Annotated in this window: 20 protein-coding genes; 3 read left to right on the forward strand and 17 right to left on the reverse strand. The window is 61.2% G+C overall.

Annotation, left to right across the window (positions count from 1 at the left end; genetic code table 11):
* Positions 1–133 precede the first annotated feature (133 nt).
* From rpmE to prfA, 3 genes are all read left to right on the forward strand, one after another.
* A complete protein-coding gene (gene rpmE, locus VEZ52_RS13695) occupies positions 134–346 on the forward strand; it encodes a 50S ribosomal protein L31 (protein ID WP_192113503.1) in 213 nt (70 codons plus the stop codon).
* A gap of 169 nt (positions 347–515) precedes the next feature.
* Positions 516–1,430 carry a DUF1385 domain-containing protein gene (locus VEZ52_RS13700; protein WP_324837328.1) on the forward strand — a complete coding sequence of 305 codons (915 nt, stop codon included), beginning with the start codon at positions 516–518 and terminating at the stop codon, positions 1,428–1,430.
* A 132-nt stretch (positions 1,431–1,562) separates the two neighbouring features.
* Positions 1,563–2,633 carry a peptide chain release factor 1 gene (gene prfA, locus VEZ52_RS13705; RefSeq protein WP_324837310.1) on the forward strand — a complete coding sequence of 357 codons (1,071 nt, stop codon included), beginning with the start codon at positions 1,563–1,565 and terminating at the stop codon, positions 2,631–2,633.
* A gap of 93 nt (positions 2,634–2,726) precedes the next feature.
* Here prfA and ureG read toward each other — a convergent pair whose 3' ends face one another.
* From ureG to truB, 17 genes are all read right to left on the reverse strand, one after another.
* Complete coding sequence (ureG, locus tag VEZ52_RS13710) at positions 2,727–3,356, reverse strand: urease accessory protein UreG (RefSeq protein ID WP_324837311.1); 630 nt, start codon at positions 3,354–3,356, stop codon at positions 2,727–2,729.
* A gap of 5 nt (positions 3,357–3,361) precedes the next feature.
* A complete protein-coding gene (locus tag VEZ52_RS13715) occupies positions 3,362–4,264 on the reverse strand; it encodes an urease accessory protein UreF (RefSeq protein WP_324837312.1) in 903 nt (300 codons plus the stop codon).
* Positions 4,257–4,700 (reverse strand): urease accessory protein UreE, encoded by a 444-nt coding sequence (gene ureE, locus VEZ52_RS13720; protein WP_324837313.1) that lies wholly within the window; start codon positions 4,698–4,700, stop codon positions 4,257–4,259. The genes VEZ52_RS13715 and ureE overlap by 8 nt, the downstream gene beginning before the upstream one ends.
* Before the next feature lie 21 nt (positions 4,701–4,721).
* Positions 4,722–6,443 carry an urease subunit alpha gene (gene ureC, locus VEZ52_RS13725; protein WP_324837314.1) on the reverse strand — a complete coding sequence of 574 codons (1,722 nt, stop codon included), beginning with the start codon at positions 6,441–6,443 and terminating at the stop codon, positions 4,722–4,724.
* Positions 6,440–6,781, reverse strand: a complete 342-nt coding sequence (locus tag VEZ52_RS13730; protein WP_324837315.1) for an urease subunit beta — start codon at positions 6,779–6,781, stop codon at positions 6,440–6,442. Before VEZ52_RS13730 ends, ureC begins: the two co-directional genes overlap by 4 nt.
* 47 nt (positions 6,782–6,828) lie before the next feature.
* Positions 6,829–7,131 carry an urease subunit gamma gene (ureA, locus tag VEZ52_RS13735; RefSeq protein ID WP_022659922.1) on the reverse strand — a complete coding sequence of 101 codons (303 nt, stop codon included), beginning with the start codon at positions 7,129–7,131 and terminating at the stop codon, positions 6,829–6,831.
* A gap of 78 nt (positions 7,132–7,209) precedes the next feature.
* On the reverse strand, positions 7,210–8,280 hold the full coding sequence (locus VEZ52_RS13740; RefSeq protein WP_324837316.1) for an urease accessory protein UreD: 1,071 nt from the start codon (positions 8,278–8,280) through the stop codon (positions 7,210–7,212).
* 29 nt (positions 8,281–8,309) lie between these two features.
* The gene (gene urtE / locus VEZ52_RS13745; RefSeq protein ID WP_298998334.1) at positions 8,310–9,005 is read right to left on the reverse strand and encodes an urea ABC transporter ATP-binding subunit UrtE; all 696 of its coding nucleotides are present in this window, start codon (positions 9,003–9,005) and stop codon (positions 8,310–8,312) included.
* Between the two features lie 95 nt (positions 9,006–9,100).
* Positions 9,101–9,997 (reverse strand): urea ABC transporter ATP-binding protein UrtD, encoded by an 897-nt coding sequence (gene urtD, locus VEZ52_RS13750; RefSeq protein WP_324837317.1) that lies wholly within the window; start codon positions 9,995–9,997, stop codon positions 9,101–9,103.
* Positions 9,994–11,145, reverse strand: coding sequence for an urea ABC transporter permease subunit UrtC (urtC, locus tag VEZ52_RS13755; RefSeq protein WP_324837318.1), 1,152 nt, complete (start codon positions 11,143–11,145; stop codon positions 9,994–9,996). Before urtC ends, urtD begins: the two co-directional genes overlap by 4 nt.
* Positions 11,146–12,828 carry an urea ABC transporter permease subunit UrtB gene (urtB, locus tag VEZ52_RS13760; RefSeq protein WP_324837319.1) on the reverse strand — a complete coding sequence of 561 codons (1,683 nt, stop codon included), beginning with the start codon at positions 12,826–12,828 and terminating at the stop codon, positions 11,146–11,148.
* 120 nt (positions 12,829–12,948) lie between these two features.
* Entirely contained in the window at positions 12,949–14,202 is a 1,254-nt protein-coding gene (urtA, locus tag VEZ52_RS13765) for an urea ABC transporter substrate-binding protein (protein WP_346770001.1), read from the reverse strand.
* Positions 14,203–14,575: 373 nt separating this feature from the next.
* A complete protein-coding gene (locus tag VEZ52_RS13770) occupies positions 14,576–16,144 on the reverse strand; it encodes a sigma-54-dependent Fis family transcriptional regulator (protein WP_324837321.1) in 1,569 nt (522 codons plus the stop codon).
* Positions 16,145–16,506: 362 nt separating this feature from the next.
* Positions 16,507–17,490 (reverse strand): hypothetical protein, encoded by a 984-nt coding sequence (locus VEZ52_RS13775; protein WP_324837322.1) that lies wholly within the window; start codon positions 17,488–17,490, stop codon positions 16,507–16,509.
* 67 nt (positions 17,491–17,557) lie between these two features.
* Positions 17,558–19,798 carry a polyribonucleotide nucleotidyltransferase gene (gene pnp / locus VEZ52_RS13780; RefSeq protein ID WP_324837323.1) on the reverse strand — a complete coding sequence of 747 codons (2,241 nt, stop codon included), beginning with the start codon at positions 19,796–19,798 and terminating at the stop codon, positions 17,558–17,560.
* Between the two features lie 170 nt (positions 19,799–19,968).
* Positions 19,969–20,238 (reverse strand): 30S ribosomal protein S15, encoded by a 270-nt coding sequence (gene rpsO / locus VEZ52_RS13785; protein ID WP_022659913.1) that lies wholly within the window; start codon positions 20,236–20,238, stop codon positions 19,969–19,971.
* 24 nt (positions 20,239–20,262) lie between these two features.
* Entirely contained in the window at positions 20,263–21,276 is a 1,014-nt protein-coding gene (truB, locus tag VEZ52_RS13790; protein WP_414649525.1) for a tRNA pseudouridine(55) synthase TruB, read from the reverse strand.
* Positions 21,277–21,303: the final 27 nt, after the last annotated feature.

Below are 21,303 nucleotides of genomic sequence, written 5' to 3' on the forward strand. Positions count from 1 at the left end.
GCACTTGCCAAAGCCGCAAAAGAGGGCTATATAGCTTGCCCTTGTGCGGTACTGCGCCGCGCCAAGGGTAAAACGCGCGGGCGTCCGAATTGCTGTAAAAGCTGGATTATGCCGCGTTCACGAGGTAGCTGCCATGAAAAATGATATCCATCCCAAAGTGTTCAACGCCACCATCACCTGCGCCTGCGGCAACGAAGAGCACGTGCTCTCCACCAAGGGCGAACAGGTTAACGTGGAAGTTTGCTCCGCTTGCCATCCCTTCTTCACCGGCAAGCAGCGTTTTCTTGATACCGCTGGTCGTATTGACCGCTTCCGCAAGAAGTACGCCAAGTTTGATCAGCAGTAAGCTTGAGTCGGGCCTTTACCGGGACTCCAGCACTGGCATGACGCCCGAAAGTTCGCGGCGGGCAGGCTCGCAGCAAATCGCCCCGCGCGCAAAGCGCGCGAGCGGTGTGTTGCAGCTTGCCCTCGCTCTTTTGAATGCGGAATGCGCTCCGGTAGGCGGGCAGGCCGTCATGGAAGGCGTGATGATGCGTCACGGTGACGTCTACGGACTGGCTGTTCGCCAGACCGATGGCGTCATTCGTGCCATGCGCTGTCCATGGTTTTCGCTCACCCGCAGCCCCTGGCTCAAAAAGCCCTTTGTGCGGGGCTTTCCTGTGTTGCTGGAAACCCTGGTCAACGGCATCAAGGCGCTCAACCGCTCGGTTGAAGCTGTGGCCCAGAGCGAGCAGGAGGAAATCTCCGGCTGGCATCTGGTGCTTACGCTGATTCTGGCCCTGCTGATGGCAGTGGGCCTTTTTGTAGTTGTGCCGCATCTGCTCTCGCTGGTGATGCTCTGGGCGCGTCTTGGCGGCGATGTGGAAGGACTTTCGTTCCACCTTTGGGACGGCTTTTTCAAGTGCTGCATCTTCATGGGGTATATCAAGGCAATTTCGTATGTGCCTGATATTCGCCGTGTTTTTCAGTATCACGGGGCAGAACACAAAACCATCCACGCCTATGAGGCGGGGGGGGATGTGGACGCAGCCGCCGCCATGGGCAAAAGCCGCCTGCATCCGCGTTGCGGAACCACGTTTTTGCTGTTTGTCATCAGCATTTCCATATTGCTGCATGCGGTGCTGGTTCCCCTGATGCTGAGCATTTACACGCCGCAGGGCGAGGTTGCCAAGCACGTTCTCACCATTGGCGTCAAGCTGCTGCTGATGGTGCCCATCAGCGCGCTTGCCTATGAGCTTATACGTTACGCTGCCAAGCTGCCCGAAGGGCTGTTGGCAACGGTGCTGCGCGCGCCGGGGCTGGCCCTCCAGCGGCTCACCACCTATGAGCCCGACGAAAGCCAGCTTGAGGTGGCCGTGGTGGCCCTGCGTGAAGCCCTTGGCCCTGAAGACGGCGCGAGGGTGCACACCGTGGGCTACACCTCGGAATAGCGCTTATTGCCGTCTTTTTCTGCCGCTTTTGCGGCAGATGCTGTACATGGGCTTGTTGCCTGGCATGCTGCTTGCGGCATGGCTGCGCGCCCGATTTTCGTTTTTTCCGCCCACAGCGTGTTGGAGACACCTATGTTCGCCAAATTGGAAGGTCTGGAAAAGAAATTCATGGAGCTGGAGCATTCCCTGGCTGAGCCGGATGTGTTCAACGATCAGGAACACTACCGCAAGCTCACCAAGGCCCATGCCGATCTGCGCGACATTGTGGAAATGTACCGCCGCCATAAGGCGTTGTTGCAGGAACAGGCCGAAAACAAGCAGCTGCTGCGCGATGAAGACCCGGAAATGCGCGAGCTTGCCCAGGAAGACCTGCGCCGCATAGAAACGGAACTGCCCGAGGTGGAGCAGGAGCTCAAGCTCATGCTGCTGCCCAAGGATCCGCTGGACGAAAAGAACACCATTCTTGAAATCCGCGCCGGTACGGGCGGCGAAGAAGCGGCCCTGTTTGCCGCCGACCTGTTCCGCATGTATTCGCGCTATGCCGAAGTAAAAGGCTGGAAGGTGGAACTCATGAGCGAATCGCCCTCTGAATCGGGCGGTCTCAAGGAAGTTATCTGCCTTATCAGCGGCAGCAAGGTGTACAGCCGCCTCAAGTTCGAGGCAGGTACCCACCGCGTGCAGCGCGTGCCCGCCACTGAGGCTCAGGGCCGTATCCATACCTCTGCCGCCACCGTGGCTGTTATGCCCGAAGCGGAAGAAGTGGACGTGGAAATCCGCCCCGAAGATCTGCGTATCGATATTTACCGGGCTTCCGGCGCAGGCGGCCAGCACGTCAACAAGACGGAATCGGCTGTGCGCATTACGCACTTGCCCACCAATACCGTTGTGACCTGTCAGGACGAACGCTCGCAGCACAAAAACAAGGCCCGCGCCATGAAGGTGCTTGCCTCGCGCATTCTGGCCGCCGAGCGTGAACGCTATAATTCGGAAATTTCCGCCGACCGCAAGGCACAGGTGGGTTCCGGCGACCGTTCCGAGCGTATCCGCACCTACAATTTCCCGCAGGGGCGTTGTACGGATCACCGCATCAACCTGACCCTGTATTCTCTGGACCGCATCATGGAAGGCGAAATTGATCCTCTGATTGAAGCCCTGAGCACGGTGGCGCAGGCCGATGCGCTCAAGGCGCAGGCTACTGATTAATCGTCTCTCCTTAGTAGAGCTACTAAAAACGCCCGCAATTTGCGGGCGTTTTTTGCGTCTGCGTGGCGGGCATCCACGCGGCAGGCAAGGTACTTATACTGACTGGTCGGGCAGCCGCAGCATGCCCTCGCGGATGATAAAGGCAATCACGGCTTCAATGCCGGCGCCGGAAAGCATCTCTGTGAGCACATAGGGGCGTTCGCCGCGCATGCGGCGGGTGTCGCGCTCCATCACGTCCAGGGAGGCATGCACCATGGGCGCGAGGTCAACCTTGTTGATGATGAGCAGGTCGGATTTGGTGATGCCGGGGCCGCCCTTGCGCGGGATTTTGTCCCCGCCGCTCACGTCAATGACATAGAGGGTGAGGTCGGCCAGCTCCGGGCTGAACGTGGCGGAGAGGTTGTCCCCGCCGCTTTCCACCAGCACCAGTTCAAGGCCGGGATGGCGCGCCTGAAGCTCTTCAATGGCCTGAATGTTCATGGAAGCGTCTTCGCGGATGGCAGTGTGCGGGCAGCCGCCCGTTTCAACGCCGATGATGCGGTCGGCCTCAAGGGCGTTGTGGCGCAGCAGAAATTCCGCATCCTCGCGGGTGTAAATGTCGTTGGTGACAACAGCCATGTTGTAATGCTTGCGAAGGCGCATGCACAGGTGGCGCAAGAGGGCCGTTTTGCCGGAACCCACAGGGCCGCCAACGCCCACTCGCAGGCAGGGTCTATTGGTCATGTCGTTCAACTCCTGAAAAGTCGGGTGTATTGTCGTTCGTGTCCGGCGCTGCACAGGGCAAGGCCGGGGAGGCTGGAGCCAATGTCCTCATCGGGCAGGGTCGCTGCCTGAGCCACCAGTTGCGGCACGGCGGGCATGAACTCCAGCAACAGTTTTTGCGCGGCGGTCTGGCCCAGAGGCACGGTTTTGCAGGCCACGGCCACCTGATTTTGCAGCCAGCTCCACACATAGGCGCAAGCCGCGTCCACCCCGGCGCGTTGCTGCGCGGCAGGATCGCTAAAAGGTTCCATGCTGCGGGCGTGCTGGTCGAGCATAACGGCGGCTACCGCAAAACAGGCCGTGTACCCCGCAGTGTCCGGCAGCTGCCAGGGCGGCAGCATGTCCTGATCGTGCAAAATACGTCGCAGGGCGCGCCCCATCTGGATTTCTTCCTGCCACAGTTCGCGGCTTTCGCGTCCGGCAAGCATAAGAGCATTCCAGCGGGCCAACGCAACGGCATCTGCACCGGATGCCGCCGCGTGCATGCGCAGCAGCAGCGGCAGGTCGTTGCGGGCAAGGCCGAGGCGCAGCACGCCCCAAAGCCAGCGCCGCACGCCTTCCGCAGTGCCTGCCTGCCCCCGCTCCACTGCGGTGGCAAGGCCCTGCGACCAGGCAAAACCGCCCACGGGCAGGGATTGCCCCGCCAGATAGAGCAGAGCTGTCAGGCCAAACTGCGGCCCATTCCATGCCGTGCGGCTACAGCCACGGCCAGCATACGGCCCGGTTTGCCCTGCAGCATCCTCCGCCTGCGCATGCGCTGCGCACTGTTGAACATGTTGAGCAAGGCAGGTTCCGCCAGCCAGCGCCCTTGCGGGAGGCGTCAGAGCGGATGTCGGCTCAGTCGCCAGTCCGGCAGCCAGTTCAGCCATGACTGTGCCCGTGCCCGCCGTAGGCTCCGCCCTCGGGCACAAAGGGCAGATTTTCACGGCGCAGGCGCAGGCCCAGATTTTCCGCCAGTTCTTCAAGCACATGGTCGGGCATGAAACGCAGCCACTTGTGCCCGATCTGCAAGGCGGCGTGGCGGTTGCCAAGGTGATAGCAGGCGCGGGCCAGGGTTTCCCAGTTGGGGGCAATGCCCGTCACTACAGGTTCCCCCCCGTTGCGCACAATTGCCAGCACGTCCCCGGCGCGCAGAATATCGCCCTCGCGCAGAACCTGTCCGCGCGTGAGAAACAGGCCCGCTTCTTCGCCGCTGTCCAGCCGCAGCCGCTGACGGCATTTGCCGCGCTGCTCCCAGGTCAGGGTGAGGGTGGCCGTAGGCTCCAGATTGGTGCGCTGCCCCATGTTTTCGGTAAATTCCAGCATGGCCGCTCCTTGGATGGTTGCCTAAAACAAAAAATAACGTTGCGCCAACGGCAGCACTTCCGCCGGAGCGCAGGTGAGTATCTCGCCGTCAGCGCGGACTTCATAGGTTTGCGGGTTCACTGCAATGGCCGGGGTGGCGCTGTTGAGCAAGAGGTCGCTCTTGCACAGGGTACGCGTGCCCCGGCAGGAAGAAAGCCCGCGCAGCAGGCCCAACTCCCGCAGCCGCCCCTCGCCGCCGTTTTCCATGAAGGCGCGCGACACAAAGCTCAGGCTGGCGGCAGCCGCAGCCTGCCCCAGTGCGCCAAACATGGGCCTGTAGTGCATGGGCTGCGGCGTGGGAATGGAGGCGTTGGCATCGCCCATGGGCGCGGCGGCTATTTGCCCGCCCTTGATGACCAAGGAGGGTTTGACCCCAAAGAAGGCGGGCTTCCACAGCACGAGGTCGGCCAGAAGGCCGGGGGCCACAGCGCCAATGGCGTGGGAAAGGCCGTGGGTAACGGCAGGATTGCAGGTGTACTTGGCCAGATACCGACGCACACGGAAGTTGTCGTTGCCATGCCCGCGGTCTTCGGGCAGAGGGCCGCGCTGCACTTTCATCTTGTGGGCGGTCTGCCACGCGCGGGTGATGACCTCGCCCACGCGGCCCATGGCCTGCGAATCTGAGGAAATCATGGAGATTACGCCCATGTCCTGCAAGATATCCTCCGCTGCAATGGTTTCGCGGCGGATGCGCGAATCGGCAAAGGCCGCGTCCTCTGGCAGGGAGGGATTGAGGTGGTGGCAAACCATGAGCATGTCCAGATGCTCGTCCACTGTGTTCACGGTATAGGGCCGGGTGGGATTGGTGGACGAGGGCAGCACGTTGGGCAGGGAGCAGGCGCGCAGAATGTCGGGCGCGTGGCCGCCGCCTGCGCCTTCCGTGTGGTAGGTGTGGATGGTGCGGCCCCGGAACGCGGCCAGCGTGTCTTCCACAAAGCCTGCCTCATTGAGCGTATCGGTATGGATGGCGACCTGCACATCGTATTCATCAGCCACGGTAAGGCAGGTGTCGATGGCAGCCGGGGTAGTGCCCCAGTCTTCGTGCAGTTTCAGGCCGCAGGCGCCCGCCTCGAGCTGCTCGCGCAGGGCCTCGGGCATGGCGGCGTTGCCCTTGCCCAGAAAGCCAAAGTTCATGGGCAAGGCGTCTGTGGCGGCCAGCATGCGTTCCAGATGCCAGGGGCCGGGGGTACAGGTGGTGGCGTTGGTGCCCGTGGCAGGGCCGGTGCCGCCGCCGAGCATGGTGGTGATGCCGCTGGCAAGGGCTTCTTCCACCTGCTGCGGGCAGATAAAATGGATGTGCGAATCCATGCCGCCAGCGGTGAGCAGGCAGCCTTCGCCCGCAATGATCTCCGTGCCGGGGCCGATGATCACGTCCACATCGGGCTGCACATCGGGGTTGCCCGCCTTGCCGATGGCTGCGATGCGGCCGTCGCGTATGCCAAGATCAGCCTTGATGATGCCAAGGGCCGCATCCATGATGACGGCATTGGTGATGACGGTGTCCATAGCGCCGTCAGCATTGCTGATCTGGCTCTGGCCCATGCCGTCGCGAATGACCTTGCCGCCGCCAAAGCAGACTTCATCGCCATAGACGGTGTGGTCGCGTTCAATTTCGATCCATAGTTCCGTGTCCGCAAGGCGGATGCGGTCGCCCGTGGTGGGACCGTAGAGTTCGGCATACTGGCTTCTGGGAATGCGGATCATGCTTCTTCCTCCCTGGGGGCTTCGGCATCAAGCGCCCCCATGATCTGGGCGCGAAAGCCAAATACGCGCCGTGCCCCGGCGTAAGGCACAAGGCGTACTTCGCGCTTCTGCCCCGGCTCAAAGCGCACAGCGGTTCCGGCGGGTATGTCGAGCCGCATGCCGCGCGCGGATTCGCGGGCAAAGGTCAGGGCCGGGTTTACTTCAAAAAAATGGTAGTGCGAGCCGACCTGAATGGGCCTGTCGCCGGTATTGGAAACTTCCAGCACCACTTCCTGCCCTTCCGAGAGGGCGTTGAGGGTTATTTCGCCCTCTGCGATATGAAATTCACCGGGAATCATGCGTCCCCCTTGCGTGTTCGTGTGCGTTGCCGTGTACATTGCCCTGATTACAGAATGGGATCGTGCACGGTCACAAGTTTGGTGCCGTCAGGAAAGGTGGCCTCCACCTGCACTTCGTGGATCATCTCGGGTACGCCGTCCATGACGTCCTCGCGCGTGAGCAGGTTGCGGCACGAACCCATGAGCTCGGCCACGCTTTGCCCGTCGCGCGCGCCTTCAAGCACGGCCAGGCTGATGTAGGCCACAGCCTCGGGGTAATTGAGCTTGAGGCCGCGCGCCTTGCGCCTTTCTGCCAGCAGTCCGGCGGTGAAAAGCAGCAGCTTGTCTTTTTCTCTGGGCAGAAGTTCCATGATGCCTCCAGTGTATGCGGCATGCCGCAAGAGTTCCTTGAAATTTACATTATCGCAGTCCGGCTATGAGAAATACCCTTAAAAAGCTCCGTACCAGATGCGCGGCATGTGCGGCGGGCAACCGGTCAGCGCGGGCCGCAGCAGGTTCCAGGCTGTCAGCAGCAGGTTGCGCGCTTCTTCCATGTCCGGCCCCAGATAGCGCACCACAAGCACCCCGCCACGAACGGTGGCTCCGGCCCGTTCCCCCATGTGGGCAGACAGGGGAACGGGCCTGGCCTGGACGGAACTATCGCCTGCAACGGGGCTTGACCCGCCAGATGCATCATCAGGAGTGTCCTCCGGCGCATCATCAAAATCGCGGTGGGGCGAAAGCATGTTTTGCAGCGTGGTGCAACATGCCTCCAGCGCGGCAAGGTCTTGCCCGGCATCCGTTGCGCGCCCCACGGCAAAGAGGGTGGCGGAGACCGCCTGATCCCCCAGACCGCAGGCGCATTTTTGCAGGGCGTCGCCGCCTTCAAAGCGCAGCACTTCATGCAGCAGGGGCAGGCCCTCTCGGGTAAGGATGAGACTTTGGCGCACGCTGCCGTGGGTAAAGCATTCGTTGGCGGCAGGGCGGCCAAGGCAGATCATTTCCCAGCCGATGCAGGCGCTGGCATTGTCCAGCTCCACCGATGTGCGCATTTCGGCCCGCGCGCCGTCATAGATGATGGTTTCACGCGGCAGCCATTCCAGCATGCCGCCCGCAACGCTCAGGTCCGTGGTCTGGCGTTGCGCCACGTTATGCGCGTCCGCAGCGTAGAATTTGGAGGCAGAGGGCGCGGTGAGCAGCGCGTGCGCGCCCTGCTCCAGCCGCACGGCAAGGCTCAGATCATCGCCGCTCACAAGGCCGCCCGGCGGGTGCAGCAAGCAGCAATGGCAGGGCTGGGATGCTTGCGCCCGCCAATGCGACGGGCCGGGCGCATTCACAGGCGCGGCTTCAGGATAGAAGGGCCGCTGCACGCGCAAAGGCCCGCTGAACCGCATTTTTGTCAGCGTGGTGCGCCCCTGCCGCACCGCAAAATCCAGATCCATGCGCGCGCTCCAGCGGCGGTCAGGCGTAAAGCAGTGACCGTGGAGATTGTCGGCAGGGTTTGCGGTGGTGGCAGACATGCAGCTCCTTTTGGATTCCGCAGCGGGAATCAGACACTCAAAAAGGCTTTGACGGTGGCATCGTCCAGGCCGTGCATGCCGCCCTGCGAAACGATGTGCCCGCGATCCATAATCATATAGGTATCTGCCATACGGCGGGCAAAAGGCACTTTCTGCTCCACCAGCAGCACGGTAAGGCCCATTTCCTCGTTGAGTCTGCGAATGGTCGTGGCGATATCGCGCACAATGTTGGGCTGGATGCCCTCGGTTGGTTCGTCCAGAATGAGCAGGCGCGGCTCCAGCGTGAGCGCACGGGCAATGGCAAGCTGTTGCTGCTGCCCGCCGGAAAGATCACCGCCCCTCCGATGCATCATTTCGCCCAGCACGGGGAAAAAGTCAAAGATGAACGGAGGAATGGCCCCTGCCTTGTCCTTGCGCATGGGCAGAGAAAGCTCCATGTTTTCGCGCACGGTCAGCAGGGGGAATATTTGGCGGCCCTGCGGCACATAACCGATGCCCAGGGCCGCCCGTCGCTCCACAGGCAGAGGAAGCAAGTCCGTTCCTTCAAGGAGAATATGGCCGGAGCGTGCGGGCAGCACGCCCATGATACATTGAAGCAATGTGGTTTTACCCACGCCGTTGCGCCCCATGAGGCAGGCGCAGGAACCGGCCTTTACCTCAAGGTTGACGTCGCGCAGGATGTGGCTTTCGCCATAATACTGATTGAGACCTGTAATATGCAGCATTACGCTCCTCCGGAGCATGAGGCTCGAAAATTGGCAGTGTGCAGCGGTCATCCAGCCCAGGATCAGCCATCTGCTGATAGGGGGCCGTGCTGGCGCTAGGCCGCGCCCAGCGGTTCGCCCAGATAGGCCTCCACCACGGCGGGATGGTTCTGCATTTCGTCCATGGTGCCCTCGGCCAGCACGCTGCCCTGATGCAGCACCGTGACCTTGTGGGCAATGGCCCGCACAAATTCCATGTCGTGCTCCACCACCATGATGCTCTGCTCGCCTTCAAGGTCGTGCAGCAGCTCAATGGTGCGATCCATTTCTTCAGGTGTCATGCCTGCCACGGGTTCGTCCAGCAGCAAGAGCTGCGGCTTCTGCATGAGCAGCATGCCGATTTCAAGCCACTGCTTCTGCCCGTGCGAGAGCTTGCCAGCCTGCAAACGGGCCAGCTCCGTCAGACGGATGCGGTGCAGCACTTCTTCGATAAAGACCTTGTTGTCGGCAGAGAGCCGCGCGCGGAATGTGGGCCATACCCGCTTGTCGCCAGCCAGCGCCAGTTCCAGATTTTGCAGCACGCTCAGGGCCTCGAACACCGAGGGCTTCTGAAATTTGCGGCCAATGCCCGCCTGAGCGATGGCGACTTCGTCCATTTGCAGCAGATTGCAGGTGCGGCCAAACCATGCGGAACCAGCGTCCGGCCGGGTTTTGCCGGTGATCACGTCCATCATGGTGGTCTTGCCCGCGCCGTTGGGGCCGATGACGCAGCGCAGTTCGCCCTTGTCCACATAGAAGGTCAGATCGTTGAGCGCCTTGAAGCCGTCAAAACTCACGCTGATTTTTTCCATGTACAGCGCGATGTCCGGCTTGGACATCATGTGGCGCGGGGGGCGGGCGCGCATCTTCATGGGGCGCTTGTCAAAGGGGGCGTGGGTTTCTTCGTAGGCACGGGCGGCTTCGGCCACATCCTCGAGGCTGCGCCCGTGCAAAATATCCTGCTGGGTCTTCATGCTGCGCCTCCTTCTTTGGCGGAATCGGCAGAGGAATCTGGCTTTGCGCCGCGTGTTGCGCGGTTGCGCCACTGCTCGGGCAAACCCGCCAGACCCTGCGGCAGGAAGATGGTCACCAGCACAAACATGCCGCCAAGGGCAAACAGCCATGCCTCGGGCATGACCGCCGTAAACCACGTTTTGAAGGCATTGACGGCAAACGCGCCAAGTACAGCGCCATAGAGCCGCCCACGGCCGCCCATCGCCACCCAGACCACAATTTCAATGGAGTTGAGGGGCGAAAATTCGCCGGGGTTGATGATGCCCACCTGCGGCACATACAGCGCGCCGCCGATGCCCGCCAGAATGGCGGAAAGCGTGAACACCGCTACCTGATAGCGCTCCACCCTGTAGCCGATAAAGCGCACGCGGCTTTCCGCATCCCGCACGGCCACGCACACGCGCCCAAGGCGTGATGCCGTCACAGCCCTGCACAGGAGGTAGCCAGCCATGAGCGCCACGGCGGAGCACGCAAACAGGGTTGTACGCATGCCGTCTGTCTGCAATTCAAAACCCAGCAAGGTCTTGAAGTCCGTGAGGCCGTTGTTGCCGCCAAAGCCCATTTCGTTGCGGAAAAAGGCCAGCAGGAGGGCATAGGTCATGGCCTGACTCATGATGGAAAAATACACGCCCGAAACCCGCGAGCCAAAGGCCAGCCTGCCAAACACATAGGCCAGCAGGCCGGGCAGCAGCACTACCAGCAGCACTGCCACAACAAAGTATTCGCTGCCCTGCCAGAACCAGGGCAGTTCCTTCCAGTTCAGAAAAACCATGAAGTCCGGCAGGTTGGCATTGCCGTAAACGCCGCGCGCGCCTATCTGCCGCATGAGGTACATGCCGAAGCCGTAGCCTCCAAGGGCGAAAAACGCGCCGTGCCCAAGGCTGAGCACGCCCATGAAACCCCAGACCAGATCAACGGAAAGCGCCAGCAGGGAGTATGTCAGGTATTTGCCCAGCAGGGTGACCATGTAGCCCGGCACGTGCAGGGCGCTGCCTGCGGGCAGCAGGCTTCCTGCAACCACAGCCAGCGACAGCAGGGCGGTGATAGCCAGAAAGTTGCGGGTAGGCGCGTTGAGCAGCCTTTCGCGTTCAAAGATGTCGGTCGCCATTTATGCCTCCACCGCGCGGCCCTTTTGCGGGAACAAGCCGCGCGGGCGCTTCTGGATGAACAGGATAAGGCAGACCAGAATGATGATCTTGGAAAGCATGGCCCCGCTGGCAGGCTCCAGAAACTTGTTGGCAATGCCCAGGGCCAGACCGCCCGTGAGCGTGCCCCAGAGGTTGCCCACGCCGCCAAACACCACCACCATGAAGGAATCCACAATGTAGGTCTGGCCCAGATTGGGGCCAACGTTGGAAACCTGGCTCAAGGCCACGCCAGCCATGCCAGCCACGCCGGAACCAAGGCCGAATGTCAGCGCGTCCACGCGCGAGGCGCGTATGCCCATGCAGCGGGCAATGGCCCTGTTTTGCGATACGGCGCGGACTTCAAGCCCAAGCCGGGTGCGGTGCATGGCCACATGGATGAGGGCGAACACGCCGAGGCAGAACAGAATGATGTACACGCGGTTGCAGGTCAGGCTGAAATGCTGGGTGATCTGCCACACGCCGCTCATGAATTCCGGGTTCTGCACGGCGCGGTTGAGGGGCGAAAACACGGTGCGCACGGCCTGTTGCAGCACAAGGCTGATGCCGAATGTCGCCAGCAGGGTTTCCAGCGGGCGGCCGTAGAGAAAGCGGATAACGGTTTTTTCAAGCAGTACGCCTGTGCCGCCGCTCACCAGAAAGGCGGCGGGCACAGCCAGAATGAGAGCAAGGCCGGGCTGGCCCGGCAAGAGCTGCTGCATGCCCCAGGCCGTATAGGCCCCAAGCATGATCAGCTCGCCGTGGGCCATGTTGATGACGCCCATGACGCCAAAAGTGATGGCAAGGCCAATGGCGGCCAGTACAAGAATGGATCCCAGGCTCGTGCCGAAAAAGAGCATTTCAAAGAACTGCGCCCACTGGGCGGAAACGCGCTGGGAATACAGGGCATCGTCCGCCGCCTTGGCCACAGCCGCATCGGTTGAAGCGGCAAGCGTGCGCAGGGCGTTGAGGGCTGCCGGGCTGCCGTTGCTGTTCAGGGCCTTGACGGCGGCAAGCTGGTCTGAGCGCACGGCGGCTGGATCAGCCGCCACGTACAGGGCAAGGGCCGCGTTGAGGTTGCCGCGCACGGCTTCGTCCTTTTCCCCTGCCAGCAGTTTATTCAGGGCCTCCGCCTTGAGGGGCGGGGTGGCGCTGTCCATAAGGGCCGCCGAGGCCTGACGGCGCTTGGCCGTGTCCGTTGAAGTAAGGGCCTGAGCGTTGAGGATATCCGTAATGCGCTGGCGCTGGCGGTTGCTCGTGCCCACTTTGCGCAGAGCATCGACACTCTGTGCCGCGCTAAGTTCGCCCTTGGCGTCTAGGGGCCGCGCCTGACCTGCATCGTCGCTCACAAAGAGCGCTCCTGCGGCGGCATCGGCCAGCAGGGTATTGCGCAGCAGGGCTTCCAGCAGTTTTTCGCGCAGTGGCGCGGCAAGGCTGCTGTCATCCTTTTCCAGCGCGGCAATGGCCGCATCCCTGTCTGCTACCTTGGGGCTCACCAGAGCCTTGAGCAGATCGGCTGGAATAATGGATGGCGAAGTTTGCACCGGGGACGCGGAAGGAGTCGAAACCGCGCCCCCGGCAATCCCGTCCGGTTCCGGTCCGGACGCCAGCACTGCGGGAGGCAGGCTGAAAATTATGAGGCAGCAGAGCAAGAGCGCCGTGCGCATGGGAATATCCTTTAGTCTGGTCTGCCGGGTCTGCGCGGGCGCTGGCCCTGGCCGACGTGCCGTGGGGGGGATTGCGGGGGCCGCTGTGGCCCCCGCAGCAGGTTCATACGGTTGCGCGGTCTATTTGGAAGCGCCGCCGCACTTTTTGGTCTTGGTATTGTAGTTGCCGCAGTTGATGGGGTCGGTCCAGTCGCCGATCAGATCCTTGGATTCGGGCAGATAGTGCGACCATGCTTCGCCGGGAACCACGGAGGGAGTTTCCCAGACCACCTGGAACTGGCCGTCGGCCTGAATTTCGCCGATGAGCACGGGCTTGGTGATGTGGTGGTTGGGCAGAACCTTGGCCATGCCGCCGGTGAGGTTGGGGGTTTCAAGACCCACAATGGCCTTCAGAACCTTGTTCACGTCGGTGCTCTGGGCCTTTTCAACAGCTTTCACCCACAGGTTGAAGCCGATGTAGTGGGCTTCCATGGGGTCGTTGGTCACGCGCTTGGGATTCTTGGTGAAGTCGTGCCACTTCTTGATGAAGGCCTTGTTGGCGGGATTGTCCACGCTCATGAAGTAGTTCCAGGCGGCCAGATGGCCCACCAGAGGCTTGGTATCTATGCCGGAAAGTTCTTCTTCGCCCACGGAGAAAGCCATGACGGGAATGTCGGCGGCAGTGATGCCCTGGTTGGCGAGTTCCTTGTAGAAAGGCACGTTGGCATCGCCGTTGAGGGTGGAAACCACGGCGGTCTTTTTGCCCGCGTTGCCGAACTTTTTGATTTCAGCAACGATGGACTGCCAGTCGGAATGGCCGAAAGGCGTGTAGTTGATAAGGATATCTTCCTTTTTCACGCCCTTGGAGATCAGGTAGGCTTCGATGATCTTGTTGGCGGTGCGGGGGAACACGTAGTCCGTACCGGCCAGCACCCAGCGCTTCACGCCGAGGTCGTTCATCAGGTAGTCCACAGCGGGAATGGCCTGCTGGTTCGGGGCCGCGCCGGTGTAGATGACGTTGCGCGAGGATTCTTCGCCTTCGTACTGCACGGGGTAGAAGAGGAGGCCGTTGAGTTCTTCAAACACGGGCAATACGGACTTGCGCGAAACCGAGGTCCAACAGCCGAAAACAGCGGCGACCTTGTCCTTGCTCAGCAGCTCGCGGGCCTTTTCTGCAAAGAGGGGCCAGTTGGAGGCAGGGTCGACCACCACGGGTTCCAGCTTCTTGCCCAGCAGGCCGCCTTTTTTGTTCTGCTCGTCAATGAGCATGAGCATGACGTCTTTCAGCGTTGTTTCGCTGATGGCCATGGTGCCGGAGAGCGAATGCAGAATGCCCACCTTGATGGTGTCTTCCGCAGCTTTTGCGTTCAGCGAACCGCACAGGGTGACGAGCATGAGGGCCAATGCCGTCAACGTTTTCTTGAACATGTGGAGCCTCCTTGGAACTGTCTGTATGTCTGTACGTGACGCGGCGCACCCCCATGGTTGCCGCGCTGCTTGCTACAGCACATAGTTAAGCAAGAGACGTTCCAAGGTCGTATTTTATGCAATATTCAGTAATTGCTTGATAAATTTTTTCTTGGCACGCTAAAATTAAAACATTTTTGTAAAATCAGGAGATTTTAGAACATTTTTGTACGCCTTCGGAGTGGTGCTTTCTGTCCGGCCCTCAGCTCCAAGCGTCCGCGCAAAAAAGCACACCCGACCCGGCAGACTTTTGATCTGCCGGGCCGGGTGTGAAGTGTGTACGCCCTGCATCGGTCGGGTTTTATGCTGAGGTGGATGGCGCGAATCTGCGGTGATCTATGCCGTACTTTTTCATTTTGTAATAGATGATGCGGTAGGTGATGCCCAGATCGCGCGCGGCCTGATGGATATTGCCACGGGCGTTTTTGAGGGCATCCACAATAAATTCCTGCTCCACCCTGGCGATGGTTTCGTTAAAGCCAAGGCCGCCGCCCGTGGGGCCGGTGCTGCTGCTCTCTGCGCTTTGCAGGGTGCTGGGCAGATGGTGGGCGCGCAGCACTGCATCCTCGCAGATGAGCACGGCGCGTTCCATGACGTTTTTAAGCTCGCGCACGTTGCCGGGCCAGTGGTATTGCAGCAAAAGGTCAATGGCAGGCGTAGAGATGCGCCGTACCGGGCGGTCATATTCCTTGCTGAACATGCGCAGAAAATGCTCCGTGAGGGGCAAAATGTCCTCCGGTCTTTCGCGCAGCGGGGGAATAAACACAGGAAAGACATTGATGCGGTAGTACAGATCCTCGCGGAACAGCCCCTGCTCCACCAGCTCTTCCAGTGGGCGGTTGGTGGCGCAGACAAGGCGCACGTCCACCTTGTAGCGGCGTTCATCGCCCAGAGGCTGGATTTCGCCTTCCTGAAGCGCGCGCAGCACCTTTGCCTGGGCGGTGGTGGAAAGGTCGCCGATTTCGTCCAGAAACAGGGTGCCCTTGTCCGCTTGGCGGAAAAGGCCGGCACGGTTTTGCACCGCGCCAGTGAAAGCGCCCTTGCGCCAGCCAAAAAGCTCGCCTTCAATGAGTTCCGAGGGCAGAGCGGCGCAGTTGAGCATGACCAGCGGCTGCGTGCGCCGAGGGCTTGCTGTGTGCAGGGCCTGGGCCATCAGTTCTTTGCCCACGCCCGACTCTCCGCGCAACAGCACTGTTGCGCGGCTGGCTCCGGCCTGCGTGAGGCGGCGCAGCACGTGCCGCAGGCTCTTGGAGGTGGCAATGACCGAGGCTGGCGTGCCGCTGACAAGAGGTTCATCGGGCAGCATGCAGAAATGCTGGCGCGCCATTTCTTCCTGCAAACGGGCCACCTGGCGACCCACAAGCGTAGCTACGGTTTCGAGAAAGCGGCAGCGCAGATCCAGTTCTGACTCCGGGGCGGTGGGGGTATCGGCGCTCAGGGTGCCGATAACTTCCGTCTGGTCGGCATTTTCAACGCGCACCGGCACGCTTATGAATGCCAGCCGCGCCATTTCTTCCTGGCTGCGGCCAAAAAGGCGGTTCTGAAAGTCGGGCCGCCCCTGCATACATGAAACAATTATGGGCCGCCCTTCGGCAAAAACCTGGCCAGTGATGCCTGAACCCGGTTCATAGGCGGCCTCGGGCGCGTCCGCAGGGCCGTAGGAAAGCGAGAGCTTGAGCTCGCCGCTTTCGGGATCCTGAACCACGATGTGGGGTCTGTCGAAGTGCATGTCTTCTGCAAGAGCCGCCAGCAGCTCCCGCAGTGAATCGTGAAAGGAATGGCCCGGCGATAGGGCGGCCAACACCCGGTTAAGGGTGTCGAGGCACTGCCCTGTGCCCATGAAGGGCGCGGCGAAATGGGCTTCTTGCATATGTTCCCTGCTCAATGCGGCGTGAGTACGGCGCTGTTTTCCGAAGTTGCCGAACATTATCCATAGCTGCGTTACGCCTTGGTGGCGGGCATCTGCTCACGCAGTAACCTGAGCAATCTCACGTAAGTTGCTGCAATACGGAACGGCACATCAGGCATCGCGGCACATGTGCTCGCTGATGCAGACTGAGGGGGGGGAAGATGCGGGTCTGACCTGTTGGCGGTTTGCGGATGATGCAATCCCAGGTCGTTGTAGCCCATGTGGGGCTGGTTGTTCTGAAACGGGCCGCTTCATAGCTGGCGGCAGGGCGGCTCCGCCACAGAGGGGTGAAGGGCCGCGCCGTGGCGCGGCCCTTCAGAAGATTATTGCTGCGGTCCCTGGTCAATGTCAATGATACGGCCTTGCAGCCATACGTAGGCATCGACCTCGTGTCCCGCTTCAGGTTCATAGTCGCCCAGAACCATCTTGGAGGCGTAAACAGCCAGACGCATGGGCTGCCTGTCTTCAAAGGGAAAGCTGAAGTAGAGCAGCTTTACGGGCATTTTTTCAAGCTGGCAGTCTTTCACTTCTTCAATGGTGGCGCGCATCTGGTATTCGCAGAAGTTGCGACCAGGCATGATGAGGTGACGGTTGCTGACGCTCACTTTGAGAGGCGGCACGTCCAGACGTGTTTTGCCGGGATTTTCGGCAAGCCATGCCTCGGCATAGGCCTCGTAGCGCACGCCCTGTGTGATGGTGATTTCGTCAAGCAGGGCCTTGCGCAGGCCAAGGGCAAGGCCAGCCAGCAAAAATGTGTGCATGACGCCGGGGGTGAGGTCGTCCTTGTCGCGTCCATACAGCGGGTCGTAAAACCACATGGGGTTTTTGCCTTCAAGCATGGTCACGGCCACGTTGGCCTCAACGCCGGTCTGCCAGGGGTGCACGTTGTCAACCGTGAGGTCGTTGGGCAGCCCTTCAAGCAGGGGTGTTGCGGTAACAGGGGCAAGCTTTTCCCCTTCCTCGCCAGCCACAAGCACGGCAGCCCTGACGGGCTGATCCTGCGGCCATGCCAGCAGGATGTGATCCTTGCCGTCGCGCTTCCACTGCCAGGAGGGGCGGGTGCCGCCATCGTGCATGACGGTGGTGGCAATCTGGCCCATGATGGTGGCGGGGTTTTGCCCCGTCAGCACAGCCCAGGCATCGCCAAGGGTTTCTGTATGCCCACGGTTGGCGGCAGCCAGTTTGGCTTCCAGCTCTTCGGCAGTAGGAGCCTGATCGGCAAGAGGATTGCCTTCGCTGTCAACGCGAACCCATTCTTCGGCTTCGGTTTCGGCAGCCTGAATCTTGTTTTCAGCTTTTTTGGCCATGAAATATTCCTTTCATCGCGCGGTCAGGGCGCTGGCCGGAGGGTATCCGGCCAGCGCGCAATACAATTTAACGTCTGTCGCCACGGTCGCGGCGGTCACGCCCGCCACGGTCACCACGGCCATTTCTGTCGCCACGGTCGCCCCTGTCGGAACGGGGAGGACGGGCGGTTTCTTCGGGATTCCAGGGGTGGCCCTGCTCTTCAAGCAGCACGGCCTTGCGGCTGGCGCGGATGCGGTCGCCGTTGATTTCAATGACCTTGACCAGCATGTCTTCGCCAAGGCGAGCCACATCGCCGGGCTGTTCCACGCGGTTAACGTCAAGCTGCGACACGTGCACAAGGGCTTCCACATTGGGCAGCACTTCCACGATGGCGCCGATTTCCATGATTTTGCGCACCTTGGCAAGATAGTTCTTGCCGAGGTCGGGGCGCTGGTCATAGTACGAAACCATTTCGCGGGCTTTTTCCAGGGCTTCAGCCGTGGGGGCGAAGATGGACACGCGGCCCGTGTCTTCAATGTCCACAGATGCGCCGGTAGCCGCGGTGATGGCCTTGATGTTCTTGCCGCCGGGGCCAATGATGAGGCGGATGATGTCCGGGTTCACGAACACTTCGGCATGCTGGGGTGCAAAGCGCGAAAGTTCCTTGCGCGGCTCGGCAATGGCCTTGGCCATTTCTTCCAGAATGTGGTGGCGGCCTTCGTGGGCCTGCTTCATGGCGGCGCGCATGATCTCGGTGGTGAGGCCGGTGATCTTGATGTCCATCTGCACGCCGGTCACGCCTTCAGCGGTACCCGCGATCTTGAAGTCCATGTCGCCGAGGGCGTCTTCGTCACCAAGAATATCGGTGAGCACGATGAACTTGTCGCCTTCCTTGATGAGGCCCATGGCCACACCGGCCACAGGGGCGCTGATGGGCACGCCCGCATCCATGAGGGAAAGCGAGCCGCCGCACACGGCAGCCATGGAGGAGGAGCCGTTGGATTCGAGAGTTTCGGACACAACGCGCAGGGTAAAGGGAAAATCAGCGTCAGCGGGCAGCACGGGGCGCAGGGACTTTTCAGCCAGGGCGCCGTGGCCGATTTCGCGGCGCGAAACGCGCACGGGCTTGACCTCGCCCACAGAGAAGGGCGGGAAGTTGTAGTGCAGCATAAAGCGCTTGGTCACGTCGCCGGTGAGCGAATCCATGCGCTGTTCATCGGTGGAGGAACCAAGGGTGGTCACAACCATGGACTTGGTTTCGCCGCGGCGGAACAGGGCGGAGCCGTGGGCGCGGGGCAGCAGGCCGGTCTGGATCTGGATGGGGCGCACGGTCTTGGTGTCGCGGCCGTCAATGCGGGTGCCTTCGTTGACAATACGGGCGCGCACCAGCTTCTTTTCCAGGTCGGAAAGCATGTCGCCCACGCTCTTGAGCGCGGCGTCGTTTTCGGCCCAGGCCGGATCGCTCTTGAGGTTTTCCATGACCTTTTCTTTCACGGCCTTGCGGGCGTCCTTGCGGGCCATCTTTTCAGGCACGCGCAGGGCTTCTTCCAGGCCGGCGTCAAGGGCCAGTTCCTTCACGCGGGCAACCAGAACCGGGTCGTCGGCGTGGGGGGTAAAGGTCATTTTGGGCTTGCCGGCCAGTTCGCGCAGCTTGAGCTGGGCTTCAACCAGAGGCTGAATCTGCTGGCGGCCCCATTCAAGAGCGTCGATGATGACTTCTTCGGGCACAAAGCGGGCTTCGCCTTCCACCATGGTGAGCGCATCGGCAGAGGCGGCAAACACGATGTTGAGGTCGCTCTGTTCCTGCTGCTCAAAGGTGGGGTTCAGCACAAACTGTCCATTGATGCGGCCAATGCGGCCACCAGCCACCGGGCCGTCAAAGGGCAGGGGCGAAAGCATGACAGCGGCGGAAGCGCCCGTAAGCGCCAGCACGTCGGAGTCGTTCACCTGATCGGCAGAGATGACGCTGGCAAGAACCTGCACGTCTTCGTTCAGGCCCTTCTTGGGGAAGAGCGGGCGCAGCGGGCGGTCGATCAGGCGGGAAACCAGGGTTTCGCGCTCGGAGGGACGGCCGATTTCGCGGCGGAAGAAGCTGCCGGGGATGCGGCCAGCGGCGTACATTTTTTCGGAGTATTCAACGGTAAGGGGGAAGAAGCCCTTGTCGAATTCAAGCGTCTGCGAGCACACGGTGACGAGCACCACGGTGCCGCCGCACTGAATCCACACAGAACCGTGGGCCTGATTGGCCATACGGCCTGTTTCAAGGATAACTTCCTTGCCGCCGACCATGGCTGTAACCCTGATGGGTTCAAAAATATCTTGATACATAAAAATTCCTTTGCGTAGTGCGAAGGGGATTCCGGCAAAAGCGGGCAGATCCTCGGCCTTTGGCCTCTGCCTGATTTTCCCGGACCCCCCTTCTTCGCGTTTTGTACCCTCGATGGGGTTGATTCAAGCAACAAGGGGGAGCGCTGGCTCCCCCTTGCGCGACAGAAGTCTTACTTGCGCAGACCGAGCTTTTCGATAAGAGCGCGGTAACGCTGAACGTCTTTCTTCTTCAGATAGTTCAGAATGTTGCGACGACGGCCAACCAGCTTGAGCAGACCGGTGCGGGAGTGGAAGTCCTTCTTGTGTTCTTTGAAGTGACCGGTGAGGTCTTCAATACGGGCGGTGAGCAGAGCCACCTGAACTTCCGGGGAACCGGTGTCGCCTTCGTGTTTGGCGTGGGCATCAATAACCGTTTTCTTGTCGCTGGCATCCATTACCACAGCAGTACTCCTTGATAGTCGGGGTTAGTTCCAAAGTCCCCGCAACACGGTCCAACATGGGCCAGCAGGCGTGGTTTCGAGCTGCGCCAGAGCCAGGGCAGTGCCCTGTTCAAGCAGCAGCGCAAAGCCCTCCGCAGGCTCGGCATCTGTCGCGCCCTGCTCGGGGGCATCCGCTTGAGCGGGTGCTTCCGGGCGGCAAGGCACGGCTATGCCGTTGCGCACACGAGCGGCTTCATCCGGCGTGAGCTCCACCTTGCGCCAGTGGGGCAGTGCTTCCGCGATGGGACGCACGCAACCAGGCAACAGGGCGGGATCAGCCGTGAAGTCCGCAGGATCGCGGGCCACATCGAGGCCGAAGGGGTGACTATACTCCCGGGTCAGTTCTGTGAGCACGGCTCCACACCCTAAGCGCGTCCCCAAGCTGTGGGCCAGGGAGCGTATATAGGTGCCAGAACTGCAAGCGACCCGAAAGCTCACAAACGGAAGACTCACCTCGAGTGTTTCCGCTTGTGAAATTTTTATGCGTTTGACCTTGGCAGGGGCTTCTACGCCCTTGCGCGCCAGTTTGTAGAGCGGCTGGCCTTCGTGCTTGGCCGCTGAATAGGACGGCACGGACTGCTCGGCAAGCTCAAGCCATGCGGCTACCTCGCGGCGCACGTCAGCTTCGCTCACATGCTCCCACGGCGCTTCGGCCACAACCTTGCCTTCAATATCCCATGTGTCGGTGGTCTGGCCCAGCCGCAACGTGCCGCTGTAAACCTTGCCGCCGCCAGCCAGCAGATGACCTGAAAGTTTGGTGGCCTGCCCCAGCAAAACAAGCAGAACCCCTGATGCCAAAGGATCAAGAGTGCCCGCATGCCCGATCTTTTTTTGCCCAAGGCGTTTGATAGCCGTGAGACAACGGGCCGAGGTGGGGCCGGAGGGCTTGCGCAACACCAGAATGCCGTGCTGCTGGGGCAACTGGGCCGCCCCGGAGCTTTTTTCCGGCTGTCGGTCTGGGGTGCTGGGTGCGGCAGCAGCCGCTTTGGTCATACTCATACGCAAGTTGCAACCATAGCCGCAGAG

Origin of the sequence: Desulfovibrio sp., from assembly GCF_035644575.1 — a bacterium.
Lineage (GTDB): Bacteria > Desulfobacterota > Desulfovibrionia > Desulfovibrionales > Desulfovibrionaceae > Desulfovibrio.